The 12,383-nt window shown below is 71.4% G+C and carries 12 protein-coding genes; 8 read left to right on the top strand and 4 right to left on the bottom strand.

Features of this window, described 5'->3' with window-relative positions; all coding sequences use genetic code 11:
• Positions 1–33: 33 nt before the first annotated feature.
• The 4 genes from AC07TY_RS05815 to AC07TY_RS05800 form a co-directional block, all read right to left on the bottom strand.
• Positions 34–333: a hypothetical protein gene (locus AC07TY_RS05815; RefSeq protein WP_123505587.1), complete on the bottom strand. Its 300-nt coding sequence runs from the start codon at positions 331–333 to the stop codon at positions 34–36.
• A 183-nt stretch (positions 334–516) separates the two neighbouring features.
• Entirely contained in the window at positions 517–2,226 is a 1,710-nt protein-coding gene (locus AC07TY_RS05810) for an FAD-binding oxidoreductase (protein ID WP_494784648.1), read from the bottom strand.
• A complete protein-coding gene (locus tag AC07TY_RS05805; protein ID WP_233579920.1) occupies positions 2,223–3,131 on the bottom strand; it encodes a lysophospholipid acyltransferase family protein in 909 nt (302 codons plus the stop codon). The genes AC07TY_RS05810 and AC07TY_RS05805 overlap by 4 nt, the downstream gene beginning before the upstream one ends.
• Before the next feature lie 2 nt (positions 3,132–3,133).
• Positions 3,134–3,913 carry an SDR family NAD(P)-dependent oxidoreductase gene (locus AC07TY_RS05800; RefSeq protein ID WP_123505588.1) on the bottom strand — a complete coding sequence of 260 codons (780 nt, stop codon included), beginning with the start codon at positions 3,911–3,913 and terminating at the stop codon, positions 3,134–3,136.
• A gap of 76 nt (positions 3,914–3,989) precedes the next feature.
• Here AC07TY_RS05800 and AC07TY_RS05795 point away from each other — a divergent pair, with 76 nt between their 5' ends.
• The 8 genes from AC07TY_RS05795 (at position 3,990) to AC07TY_RS05760 (ending at position 12,312) form a co-directional block, all read left to right on the top strand.
• Positions 3,990–4,811, top strand: coding sequence for a hypothetical protein (locus tag AC07TY_RS05795; RefSeq protein ID WP_494784647.1), 822 nt, complete (start codon positions 3,990–3,992; stop codon positions 4,809–4,811).
• Positions 4,808–7,096: an HAD-IB family hydrolase gene (locus AC07TY_RS05790; protein WP_494784646.1), complete on the top strand. Its 2,289-nt coding sequence runs from the start codon at positions 4,808–4,810 to the stop codon at positions 7,094–7,096. Before AC07TY_RS05795 ends, AC07TY_RS05790 begins: the two co-directional genes overlap by 4 nt.
• Positions 7,097–7,168: 72 nt before the next feature.
• Positions 7,169–7,963, top strand: a complete 795-nt coding sequence (locus AC07TY_RS05785) for a ferritin family protein (protein WP_123505591.1) — start codon at positions 7,169–7,171, stop codon at positions 7,961–7,963.
• 63 nt (positions 7,964–8,026) lie between these two features.
• A complete protein-coding gene (locus AC07TY_RS05780) occupies positions 8,027–8,794 on the top strand; it encodes a DUF4129 domain-containing protein (RefSeq protein WP_494784645.1) in 768 nt (255 codons plus the stop codon).
• Positions 8,791–9,366, top strand: a complete 576-nt coding sequence (locus AC07TY_RS05775; RefSeq protein WP_494784644.1) for a hypothetical protein — start codon at positions 8,791–8,793, stop codon at positions 9,364–9,366. The genes AC07TY_RS05780 and AC07TY_RS05775 overlap by 4 nt, the downstream gene beginning before the upstream one ends.
• Complete coding sequence (locus tag AC07TY_RS05770) at positions 9,363–10,373, top strand: AAA family ATPase (RefSeq protein WP_233579921.1); 1,011 nt, start codon at positions 9,363–9,365, stop codon at positions 10,371–10,373. Before AC07TY_RS05775 ends, AC07TY_RS05770 begins: the two co-directional genes overlap by 4 nt.
• Positions 10,370–11,782 carry a DUF58 domain-containing protein gene (locus AC07TY_RS05765; protein ID WP_494784643.1) on the top strand — a complete coding sequence of 471 codons (1,413 nt, stop codon included), beginning with the start codon at positions 10,370–10,372 and terminating at the stop codon, positions 11,780–11,782. The genes AC07TY_RS05770 and AC07TY_RS05765 overlap by 4 nt, the downstream gene beginning before the upstream one ends.
• The gene (locus tag AC07TY_RS05760) at positions 11,779–12,312 is read left to right on the top strand and encodes a hypothetical protein (protein ID WP_488624875.1); all 534 of its coding nucleotides are present in this window, start codon (positions 11,779–11,781) and stop codon (positions 12,310–12,312) included. The genes AC07TY_RS05765 and AC07TY_RS05760 overlap by 4 nt, the downstream gene beginning before the upstream one ends.
• The last annotated feature ends 71 nt before the right edge of the window (positions 12,313–12,383 follow it).

Here is a 12,383-nt window from a genome sequence, read left to right as displayed (position 1 = left end):
GCGGGGCCGTCGGCATGCGGCGCGAGCGGCGGTTCAGGGCTGCGCCGCCCACCACTCCGTGATCGTGGCGGCGACGCCGCGGGCCTGCTGCTCGCGCATGGCCAGGCCGTAGTCGGTGCTCATCGCGCCGGCGATCTTCACGGCGAGGGCGGTGTCGCGGACGCCGTGGCCGAGCTCGATGAGGATCGGCCGCACCAGGTCGTCGTACTCGCCGTCGTCGGTGCGGCCGGGGGCGACCCCGACAGGGTCCCAGGCCCACAGGATGGCAGCCAGCTCGAGCTCGAGGGCGGTGAAGCGGCTGCGGTCGGAGTTGGACGGGCTGGCGGTGCGCATCCGGACAGTCTGCCGTACGGGGTGGCGCAGTTCCTGCGCCCGGAGACACGGCGAGCCCCTTCGAATCGGCTCACCCCCGCCGTTCACACGGAGGGAGCGAGCCGATCTGGCGGGGCTGGCGCGGCGGGTGAGCCGATGTGACGGGGCTGGCCCACCGGCCCGGGGCCAGCACGCGCCCCGCCCCTACTTGCCGGTGATCTTGCCCGGGTTGAAGTTGCGCTTCGGGTCGGCGGTGTCGAGCATTCCCTGCATCAGCGCGAGGCCGGGTGCCGAGACGTCGGCGGCCATCCACGGGGCGTGCTCGAGGCCGACTCCGTGGTGGTGCGAGACGGTGCCGCCCTCGGCGATGAACGCGTCTTGGATTGCCTTCTTGACGACGTCGTACTGCTCGAGCGGCTGGTCGCCGTGCTCGAACGCGAACGTGAAGTACAGGCAGGCGCCCGAGTGGTACGAGTGCGACAGGTGCGCCATGATCAGGCCCTGCACGCCGATCTTCTCGAAGGCGCGGTTCGCCGACGCGTACACGCCGTTGTAGAGCGGAAGCAGCTTCGACCAGGGGGCGCTCGTCTCCGAGACGTCGGCTGCGCCGCCGTGGTCGAGGAAGAAGTCGCGCAGGTAGGGAGTGTCGAACTTCTTCTGGTCGTAGAGGACGCCCGGGCCCTTGCCGACGCCGAAGCCGCCGTGCTTCCGGACGATCTTCGAGACGAGCTTCTCGTTGATGGCGACGTGCTCCTCGGAGCCCTCATAGCCGATGAACGACAGGCAGATCTTCGAGAGGTCCCAGCCCTTGAGCTTCATGAACCGCTGCACGCCCTGGTTGAGGAGGGAGGAGATGCCCTTGCTCGCCTTCGACGTGGCCAGCGACATCTCGGTCTCGAACTCGTTCGAGACGCGGGTGATCGACGGGTTGGCGTCGCTCTCCGAGATGGCCTGCATGGCCGCGAGGCCGGCCTCCCAGGTCGGGAAGAAGTAGGCGAGGATCTCGCGCTTCTCGGGGAGGCGGTGCACCTGGACGGTGACCTCGGTGATGACGCCGAGACGGCCCTCGGAGCCGATGATCATCTCGCGGAGCGACGGGCCGGTCGAGGCCGACGGCACGGCGCGGATGACGACGACGCCGTCGGGGCGAACCAGGCGGAGGCCCTTGGTCAGGTCGGCGATGTCGCCGAACTTGTCGGACTGCATGCCCGATGAGCGAGTCGCGACCCAGCCGCCGAGGGTGGAGTGCGTGAAGCTGTCGGGGAAGTGCCCCATCGTCCAGCCCTTGGCGTTGAGCTGCTCCTCGATGTCGGGCCCCTGGGCACCGGCCTGGATGCGAGCCAGGCGGCCGTCCTCGTCGATGTCGAGCACACGGTCGAGGCGCCCCATGTCGAGCGAGAGAACGATGCGGTCCTCGCCGGGCATCGGCTCCAGCGCGCCGACGATGTTGCTGCCGCCGCCGAAGGGGATGAGCACGAGGTCGTGCTCGACGCAGAGCTGGACGATCTTGGCGATCTCGGACTCGGTGGCCGGGTAGACGACCGCGTCGGGCACGCGCGGGAAGATGCCGTTGCGGATCTTGATCAGGTCGCGGATGCTCTTGCCGTACGTGTGCACGACGCGCTCCATGTCGCCCAGCACGACGTGGCCTTCGCCGACGATGAGCGACAGGGCCGACGAGACCTCGGCGGTGATCTTCGAGCCGGGGATGTCGAGCTCGTCGAACGACGGGGCGGCGGTGACGGCGGCCGAGTTGAGGTCGACGCCGACCATCTTCTTCACGAACGGCGCGAACGCGGGCTTGTCTTCGTGGTGGAAGGCGACGCCGTCGACGCCCCAGCCCCACCACTTCATGTGCTTGACGTCGGGACCGTCTTCGGCGGCCGAGGCCTGTCGGGGCTTGAGGTCGGTCACGGGCGGGCTCCTTTGGACGGCGAGAGGGTGCGGCCCAGGATATCGGCCGAGTACTGGTTTCTGATGCGCAGGATCTCCTCGCGGAGCCGATTCGAGAACGCGATCGCGGTCTCGTCGGGCTCCGGCCGCATCGGGTCGCCGAACGCGACGCCGACGGGAAGCCGGCCCGGGCGAGGCCAGTGGGCCCCACGCGGGTGCGCGATGTTGGCGCCGATCAGGGCGAGCGGGACGATCGGGACGTCGCAGGCCGCTGCGAGGCGGGCGGCTCCGGGCTTGAACGGGCCCATCTCGCCGTCTTTCGACCGCGTGCCCTCGGGGAACACCAGGACGGGGAACCCGCGGCTGAGCAGCGAGGCGGCGCTGACGGCCGCGTCGGCGTGCTTCGACGGCTTCGCACCGGCTCGGCGTCCGCGCTGGATCGGGAACGCGTTGAAGAACAGGGAGGTGAGGCCGCGACGCCACCAGACGTCGAAGAAGTAGTCGGCCGCGGCTCCGGTCGCGAGGTAGCGCGACAGCTTGCGCGGCAGGGCGCCGACGATGAGCGGCGCGTCCAGGTGGCTGGAGTGGTTGGCGATGAGCACGAAGCCGCCCTCGAGGCCCTTGAGCCGCTCGCGCCCGATCACGGTCACGTCGGTGATCGACCAGATGGTCGGCTTCATGAGCCAGCGCTGGGCCACGTAGCGCGCGGACGCGTGCCTCCGGCTGTTGAAGCGGTCGCGCACGTCGGCCGCGCCCTCGCCCAGGCGCACCTTGACATCGGCGGCGCCCTCGCTGACCCGGACCTTGACGTCGGCGGCGCTCTCGCTCACTCGGCCGGCGACGTCAGCCGCGACGGCGCCCAGCTTCGACGCAGCGTCGTCGTGCTTGTCGGCCTTCTCGACCTTGTCGCTCTTCGGTTCGTCCACGATCACGCCTCCACGGATTTCTTCCTGCTGGACGAGATGGCTCCCGACACCTTGCGGACTGCGCTCTTGGGTGCGTGACGCAGCAACCCGACCAGCACTCGGTACCGAACGGTGGGTATGGAGATCACTCTGCCCCTGTCGACGTCGCGCAAGCACGCGGTGACCAGTTGTTCGGCGTCGAGCCAGAGGGAGTTTGGAATGCTGGTCGTCCGGATAGCGGCTCGCTGATGGAACTCCGTGCGAACCCAGCCGGGCAGGACGGCTGTGACGGTCACGCCGGTTCCGTCCAGCTCGACGGCGAGGCCCTCGGAGAACGACGTCACCCACGCCTTGATCGCGGAGTAGGCGCCCATCGCGAGCAGGCCGGCCGTCGACGACACGTTGATGATGCGGCCCGTTCCGCGACCGCGCATGGACCGTGCCGCAGCACCCGAGAGCACCAGCACCGCACGGCACATCACCTCGAAGCCGAGGTCGAGTCCGGCGACGTCGCGCGACGTCAACGGGATGTGCATGCCGAAGCCGGCATTGTTCACGAGCACGTCGACGGGACGGTCGTCGTCTTCGAGTCGCGAAGCCACCCTGTCGACGTCGTCGCGGTTCGCGAGGTCGGCGGGGAAGACCTCGACGGAGCGGCCGATGCCGCGGATTTCCGTCGCCATGGAGGCGAGCCTCACCTCGTCTCGAGCGACGAGAACGAGGTCGTATCCCTTGTGTGCGAGCTGGCGGGCGAATTCGGCTCCGATGCCGGACGTGCCCCCGGTCACGAGCGCTACAGCCATGCCGCTTACGATACGGTGCCTACGGGCAACTTCGTGCATCGACCATTGCTCAGTACCGCTCCGGAGGCAAACGCTCATGACCACGAGTCCTGACCCGCAGGTCGCACGGCCGTTCGACATCCGCGAGTTCACGCGCACGGCTCAGGGCAACTTCCGGTCCGAGCTCGACCTGGCCTCGTACGAGTCCGAGCCCCTCTCAGCGCAGGAACTCGAGTTCCTGCGCTACGCCGCCAGGCTCGAAGCCGCCACGATGGAGCACCTCCGCAACCTCCTCGTGACAGCGACCCACAAGGACGCCCGGGTCACCGCGTTCCTCGTCACCTGGGCCTTCGAGAAGTTCTGGATGGCCGACGCCCTGGACGCCGTCCTGGAGGCTCACGGCCTCCCCCGCACCCGGACCGTTCCCGAGGGGGCACCCCGCAGGAGCGCCGACGAGGCGATCCAGCGTTCCGGCCCCATCCGCCGAGCCCTCGCGGCCGTCGGGCTCGGGACTCCGATCGTGGCCGTCCACATGACGGTCGGCCTGATCGACGAGTGGATACTCCGAGCGGCATACGACCACCTGCGCGAGACGACGACGTCGTCCGCGCTGCGCGACACGATCGACAGGATCCAGATCATCAAGACCAGGCACGAGGCGTTCTTCGCCGACGAGACCGACTGGCGGCTCCGCGACTCCAAGGCGGCCGTCCGGCGCGCCAGGGCCGCCCTCCTCACGGCCGCCTGGCCGATCGGCGGCGTCGAGCGAGCCGCCGTCGACCGCGACATGTTCGAGGCGCTCGTCTTCGGCGGGACCGGGGGCCGCGCCCGCGCGGAGTCGATCGGCACGCGCGTCGCGGCCCTGCCCGGCATGGACGCCCGCATGGGCTCCGTCACGGCGAAGAAGCTCCTGCCGTGAGCGCCGCCGTCACCGCCTTCCCCGAGCTTCAGACCGACCTCGGCGACGCCCACGTCTTCCTGACGGGCGGGACGGGCTTCGTCGGCCAGGCCATCCTCGAGCGGCTGCTCGCCTCGCACCCGGAGACGACCGTCTCGCTGCTGATCCGGACCAAGGGCAGCACGTCCGGCGTCGACCGTCTGCGGCACATGCTCCGGAAGCCCGTCTTCAAGTCGTGGCGCGACTCGGTCGGCGAGGCCGAGGTCGAGCGTGCCGTCACCGAGCGGCTCCGCGTGCTCGAGGGCGGGCTCGACTCCGTCCCGGCTCTGCCGAAGGACATCGACCTCGTCATCCACAGCGCGTCGAGCGTGTCGTTCGACCCGCCCATCGACCAGGCGTTCGAGACCAACGTCGGCGGCGCGGTCGGCCTCTACGAGGCACTGCTCGCGGCCGAGATCGACCCGCACGTCGTGCACGTCTCCACCGCGTACGTCGGCGGCCTCCGCAAGGGCATCTTCCCCGAGGCGTCGCTGACGCACGACGTCGACTGGCGCGCCGAGTTCGACGCCGCACGCGGCGCCCGCTCGCGCGTCGAGCTCGCCTCGCGCCAGCCCGAGGTGCTCCGCCGGTTCATGGCGGAGGCCCGGGCCAAGCACGGCAAGGAAGGCCCTCTGGCCGTCTCCCGTGAGGCGGAGTCGCGCCGCGTCGACTGGGTGAAGGCGAAGCTGGTCGACCACGGCCGCACACGTGCCGAGAGCCTGGGCTGGACCGACGTCTACACGCTGACGAAGGCCTTCGCCGAGCGCGCCGCCGAGCAGATGTGGGCGGCTGCGGGCCACCGGCTCTCGTTCGTGCGCCCCGCCATCGTCGAGAGCGCTCTCCGCCACCCGTACCCGGGCTGGATCGACGGCTTCAAGGTCGCCGACCCGCTGATCATGGCCTACGGCCGAGGCATGCTCCCCGAGTTCCCGGGCGTCCCCGACTCCGTCCTCGACGTCGTGCCCGTCGACTTCGTCGTCAACGTGATCGTCCTGGTGGCCGCGAACCCGGCCCCGGCGGGCGAACCGCAGTTCTTCCACGTGTCGTCGGGGGCCAGCAACCCGCTCCCGATCCACCGCATGTTCACCAACCTCAGAATGTTCTTCACGGCGCATCCGGTGCCGACGCCCGACAGCGGCGACATCGCGGCGGCCACCTGGCGCTTCCCCGGCGGCCGCAAGGTCGAGCGGGCCGTGCGCCTTCGGGCCCGGATCAACGACGCGCGCGAGTCGCTCTTCATCCGGATGCCCTCGACGACGCGCACCCGAGAAGCGCTGGCCTCGGTCGACCGCCGTCGCAGCGACCTCGAGTCGCTGCAGAGCCTGACCGACCTCTACCGCCACTACATCCAGTCCGAGATCATCTTCGACGACACCCGCACCAAGGCTCTCCAGGCCGCGATCGTAGCGACCCAGACGCCCGAGAAGGCGCTCGACATCGGCTTCGACATGACCGACATCCAGTGGGAGGACTACTTCCAGGGCGTCCACTTCCCCGCCGTCACCACGATGACGCGCGCGTTCAGCGTGCGACCTGCCACCTCGGCGCCGGCAGCCGAGCCGGTGCTGCCGCAGCGGAGCGACGTCGTCGCCGTGTTCGACCTCGAGGGCACGGTCGTCGACTCGAACCTCGTCGAGCAGTACCTCTGGGTGCGCGGCAGCGGGTTCGGCAAGGCGGCCTGGCCGGGCGAGGTGGCGAGCCTGCTGGCGGCGCTGCCGGGGTACCTGCGGGCAGAGCAGCGGGATCGCGCCGAGTTCATCCGCGCGTTCCTGCGCCGCTATGAGGGCATGCCCGTCAGCCGCCTCGAGGAGGTCGTCGCCAAGAGCTTCGGTCAGACGCTCCTGAAGAGCACGATGCCCGCCGCGATCGAGCGGATCGCCGCCCACCGCGCTGCCGGCCACCGCACGGTGCTCGTCACCGGATCGATCGGGACTCTCGTCGAGCCCCTCGCGAACCTGTTCGACGAGGTCGTCGCAGGCACCATGCATGCCCGCGACGGCATATTCACCGGGTACCTCGCGAAGCCCCCGGTGGTGGGTGAGGCCAGGGCCGCCTGGCTGCGTCAGTACGCCGCTCTGAACGGCCTCGACCTGAGTGCCTCCTATGGATACGGTGACAGCCATTCCGACCTCGTCTGGCTCGAGATGGTCGGAAATCCCAGTGCCGTCAACCCCGATGCCAATCTCTCGCGGGAGGCGCTCCGAAGAAGGTGGAGAATCCGCGATTGGAAGCGCGGGCCGATCGAGCTAATCTCTAAGGACGCGTAGAACTCTGCGCGCGCCGTCGAGACGGCAGACCCGAAGGGAGTGGGAGAGGCTATATGCCTCTTCCGACATGTAATGGCATTCGATATCGACAAGTACGCTGCCGGCTCTGAGCGCCTGGGCTGGGACGACCTCGATCTCGAGCACTTCCGCCAGAACCCCCTCTCTCCCGAGACGCTCCGCACTCTGCGCTACATGGCCGACGTCGAGTACCACACCGTCTGCTACACCCGAGACCTCCTCACCACGCCGTCGCACAAGGACGGCGACATCTCGACGTTCATGACGATGTGGAACCGCGAGGAGTTCTGGCATGGCGAGGCCCTGGGCGCCGTCCTCGAGGTCCACGGCATCACGGTCGACTACGACGCTCTCCGCGCCTCCCGCCTCAAGCTGGGCTGGCGCGACCGCCTCGACCCGATCAAGCAGTCCATGCTCGGCAAGATCGTCGGCAGCGACTTCGTGGCCGTCCACATGTCGTGGGGCGCCGCCAACGAGTGGTCCGCCGTCAGCGCGTACAAGCGGATGGCCGACCTCGAGACCGATCCCGTGCTCGGCGAGCTGCTGCGCCGTATCGCCAAGCAGGAGACCCGCCACGTCGCGTTCTACGTGTCGCAGGCCCGCGAGCGCCTGCAGAAGAGCAAGCGCGCCCAGAAGCTCACGCGCCTCCTCCTCTCGAAGTTCTGGGCCCCCGTCGGCTCGAGCATCATGGAGCGCGACGACGTGCAGTTCGTGTTCGGCCAGATCATGAGCGGCGTCGAAGGCCGCAAAGAGATGAAGAAGCTCGACAACAACATCGCCAGCCTCCCCGGCATGCAGGGGCTCACCATCTTCGAGAAGGCGCTCGACGGCCTCGGCGTCGCCGCGTAGCGAGTTATCCCCAGGCGCGCACCGTCCCGGTTCCGGCCGCGATGCGTCCGGTAGCGTCGAGGCATGAGCGAGGGCGATTCGCGGCAGGAACCCGACGTGGCTGAGCCACGCCGCCGCTTCCGCCTGCCCGTGGCAGGCCTCGTCGCCGGCGGCCTCGCGCTGCTCATCGCACTCGGGAGCGCCCTCGGCAGCGCCCTCGTCTTCACCGGCCCGCGCCGCACGTTCGGCGTGCTGCCCAGCCCGAAGCCGCTCGTCCAGACCCCGCCGCCGGCCGCCGTGGCGACGGGCACTCCGCCGCCGATCGCGACGGGCGGCCGCCCCGACCTCGGCTGGATCGTCATCCTCGTGCTGTGCCTGGTGGGAGCGTTCCTGGTCTTCGTGGTCGTCCGGTACGTGCTGCAGCGCCTGCGCGATCGCCAGCGCGGCGGCCCGGGCGGTCTCGGCGATGAGGCGCTCGACCTCCTCGGCGACGACCCGTCGGTCGAGACGAGCGCCCCGTACCTCCGGCGGGGGCTCCGACGCGCGCTCGACGTGCTCGACGGAGACCGGGAGCCCGGCGACGCGATCGTGCAGGCCTGGCTCGGCCTGCAGGAGGCCGCGGAGGACGCCGGGTACCGCCGGCTGGAGTCCGAGACCCCGACCGAGTTCACGAGCCGCATCCTGGAACGGACGGGAGTCGACGGGTCCGCCCTCGCCACCCTCCGACGCCTGTACCTGGCCGTCCGGTTCGGCGACGCCGTCTCGACGGCGCGGGACGTGGCCGCGGCGCGCGCGGCCCTGCAGACCCTCGACGCCCAGTGGGCCGCCGCCGACGCGGAGGCCGCGCCGTGAGGGCGCTGCTCCGTCCGCCGCTGCGGGTGCCGGCGATCCTGGTCGCCGTCGCCGCGCTCGTCGTCGGCGGGATCGTCTGGTTCTTCGGCGTCGAACCGCTGCCGGCGTCGCTGGTGAGCCTGGCCGTGTTCGCCGTCGGCGTGACCTGGATCTCGGTCCAGGAGGGCGACAGGGCCGAGTGGCCGCGCCCGGTCGTCCGGCGCACGCCCGGTGCCCGGCGCGACCTCGAGCGCCTCGGCTGGGCGATGAAATCGCACGGCGGCATCCACGAGAAGACGCTGTCCCGAGTCCGCGAGGCGGCCCGGCATCGCCTGCTGTTCCTCTACGGGCTCGACCTGTACGACCCCGACGACCGGGCTCAGATCGAGGCGATCCTCGCACCGCCCGTCGTCCGCACGCTGATGACGCCGCGGAGGTCGCACCTCGACCTCGTGTCGTTCACCCGGCTGATGAATGCCGTCGAGGCGCTCGGCAGGGCACCCGCTTCGGGCCCGGCAGCCGCTCCCAGCAGCGCACCCGATCCAGGCGGCGCACCCGCGTCCGACCCCGCACCCACCGAGAGGCACCCGTGACCACGACTTCCCCCGACGCGCAGCTCTCCATCGCCGAGGTCGCCGACCTCAGCCGACGAATCCTCGACGAGGTCGGCCGCCTCGTCGTCGGCATGCGCGACCCGCTCGAGCTCGCCCTCGCGAGCATCCTGGCCGGCGGTCACGTCCTGTTCGAAGACGTCCCAGGCCTCGGCAAGACGCTCGCGGCGCGCAGCATCGCGCAGGCCACCGGGCTCGACTTCCGGCGTCTCCAGTGCACGCCCGACCTGCTGCCCGCCGACATCACCGGCTCGTTCCTCTACGCGCCCAAGACCTCGGAGTTCGTCTTCCGCCCCGGGCCGGTCTTCACGGGCCTCTTCCTGGCCGACGAGATCAACCGCACCTCGCCCAAGACCCAGTCGGCGCTTCTCGAGGCGATGGCCGAGGGCCAGGTGACCGTCGAGGGCCAGAGCTTCCCGCTGCCGAAGCCGTTCCACGTCATCGCGACCTCGAACCCCATCGAGTACGAGGGCACGTACGCGCTGCCCGAGGCGCAGCTCGACCGCTTCATGGTGCGCCTCTCGGTCGGCTACCCCACGCGGCAGGGCGAGCAGGCCGTGCTGCTCAACCGCGTCGACCGCCGCCGCGAGGTCGGCTCCGTCGAGGCCGTGATCAGCCCCGAGACGCTGCTCGCGATGCAGAACACCATCGAGACCGTGCACGTCGACCCCGACATCGCCCTCTACTGCGTCGACCTCGTCACTGCCACTCGCGGCCACCGCGACATCCAGGTCGGCGCTTCGCCCCGCGGCGCCCAGGGCCTCATGCTCGTCGGTCGCGCCCGCGCCGTCATGGACGGCCGCGACTTCGTCGCCCCCGAGGACATCAAGGCGGCCGCGGTCCCCGTGCTCGCCCACCGCGTCTCGCTGACCCCGCAGGCCTGGGCCAACGGCGTCGACTCGGCCGGCGTGATCCGGGGAATCGTCGGACAGGTCGCGGGCCCGCCCGCCGTCGGCGAGGGCGCGCCGGCGGTCGCCGCGCGCCCGTGACCGGGGCCGAGCCTCTGTCGGGGGCGACCTCGCCGACCGGCGCGCAGTCCTCCGGCGGAGTCGGCACGCCGGCGAGAGGCGAGCGTGATCCGGGTGCGGGAGGGGCGGTCGACCAGACCTCGGCGGCGCCGCGCTGGGCGGTGACCCCGCCCGTGCTCTTCGGCGCCGGGGCCGCCGTGCTGCTGGCGGCCCTCGGACTCGTCACCACGCACGCCGAGTTCGCCCTGCTGGCGCTCCCGCTGTTCGTGGCGGTGGCGCTCGGGGCTGACGCGCGGCCGCGGCGCGGGGCCGCGGTGACGGTCCGCACGTTCCTGCGCCCTGATGCCGACTCGTCGGGGGTGGCCTACCGCATCGGCTTCGATCTGCCCGAGGGGGCCGAGAGCGTCGCCGTGCTGCTGGAGGCCGCCGACGACACGACGCACCGCTTCGCCGTCGACCGCGACACCGCCGCGCGGCTGATCGGCACGATCCCTGTCGCCCACTCCGGCCCGCAGGAGATCGTGCGCATGCACTACTCGGTGCTGGGTGCCCGCGGCACGGCCGTCTCGTCGCCGGAGCCCGGGCCCGTGAGCTCGCGCGTCGTACCGCCGCCGCGCCTCCGGATGGAGAACCTGCCGCTGCCCCTCCGCGTCGTCGGCATCACCGGCGCCCACGGGTCGGCGACGCCGGGAGACGGCGGGGAGTTCCGCGACGTCGCCCTGTTCACGCCCGGCGATCGGCTGCGGCGCATCGACTGGAAGGCCACGGCTCGCCGCGCAACCCTCGAGGGCGAGCTCTACGTGCGCCGCACCTTCTCGACCGCCGACGCCATCGTGATGCTCGTCGTCGACGACCGCGACGACGTCGGCGCCGACATCACCCGCTGGTCGGGCGCGCGCGGCACGGTCGCCACGGCGACGTCGCTCGACCTGGCCCGGGAGGCCGCGTTCTCGCTCGCGACCGCCTACCTGGCCGCCGGCGACCGGGTCGGCCTGCGCGACCTCGCCGGCACCGCCCGCTCGGTCGAGCCGGGCGGCGGCACGCGGCACCTGGAACGCCTGCAGAAGACCATCGCGACGGCGGCCCCCACGGGCGAGCCGGTCCGGTCCGTGCGCACGCCGCTCGTGCCGGCCTCGTCGCTGGTCGTCGTGCTGTCGACCTTCCTCGACGAGCAGGCCGCGACCATGGCGATCACCTGGGCCTCCACCGGCCACCGGGTGCTCGCCGTCGACGTGCTGCCCGCCGCCGACATCTCCCGCACCACCCGCGAGGAGCGCACCGCCCACCAGCTGCTCATGCTCGAGCGCACCTACCGGCTCGACAGCATGGCCGCATCGGGCGTGGAGCTGGTGCGGTGGGGCGAGCAGCCCGGCGTGCCCGTTCCGGCCGTGCAGCTGCGCATGCTCAGCCGCCCCCGGAGGATGCGATGACCCCCGGCTTCCCTGCGGTCGGCCGCACCGTCCCGGCCGCGGCCGTCACCGCCCTGGTCGGCGTCGTCGGAGCCCTCGCGTCGCTCGTCGTGATCGGCGTCAGCGGCTGGCTCGTCGTCGCGCTCCTCCTCACGGTCGGAGCCGCCGCCCTGCCGCGCACGCCCTTCGCCGCCATCCTCAGCGTGATGCTGGGCCTCGCGCTCGTCATCGACGGCGACCTCGGCTACACGCCCGCGTTCGTCGTGCTCCTCGCAGCGATCCACCTCCTGCTCGTCGCCGGGCAGCTCGCCGCCTGGCTGCCGCTCCGTGCGCGCGTGCAGGTCGCCGTGCTCCGGCCGCCCCTCGTGCGCTACGTGCTCGTCCAGGTGGCGGCACAGGTCGTGGCGTTCGTCGTGCTCACCTTCGCACGCCCTGTGCCGGGCTCCGCCCCGGGCGCGGGCGCCCTCTGGCTCGGCCTCGTCGGGGGTGTCGCCGCCGTGCTCCTCGCCGTCGCGGTGCTCATCCCCCTCCTCCTCCGCCCCACGCGCTGAGCGCGAGCGCGCGCTGACGCGCACGCGCACGCGCGCACGCCGGCGAGGAGTCGCTGCTTGTCCTCAAACGC

Source organism: Frondihabitans sp. GW821-FHT04F02 (genome assembly GCF_059420045.1).
The sequence above is the reverse complement of the archived record's forward strand: the minus strand, read 5'-3'. Positions and strand labels throughout refer to the sequence as shown.

Bases quoted from the DNA above. Each gene is read 5' to 3' on its own strand.
- AC07TY_RS05815 (WP_123505587.1), bottom strand. From the start codon at position 333: ATGCGCACCGCCAGCCCGTCCAACTCCGACCGCAGCCGCTTCACCGCC.
- AC07TY_RS05800 (WP_123505588.1), bottom strand. From the start codon at position 3,913: ATGGCTGTAGCGCTCGTGACCGGGGGCACGTCCGGCATCGGAGCCGAA.
- AC07TY_RS05795 (WP_494784647.1), top strand. From the start codon at position 3,990: ATGACCACGAGTCCTGACCCGCAGGTCGCACGGCCGTTCGACATCCGC.
- AC07TY_RS05785 (WP_123505591.1), top strand. From the start codon at position 7,169: ATGGCATTCGATATCGACAAGTACGCTGCCGGCTCTGAGCGCCTGGGC.
- AC07TY_RS05780 (WP_494784645.1), top strand. From the start codon at position 8,027: ATGAGCGAGGGCGATTCGCGGCAGGAACCCGACGTGGCTGAGCCACGC.
- AC07TY_RS05760 (WP_488624875.1), top strand. From the start codon at position 11,779: ATGACCCCCGGCTTCCCTGCGGTCGGCCGCACCGTCCCGGCCGCGGCC.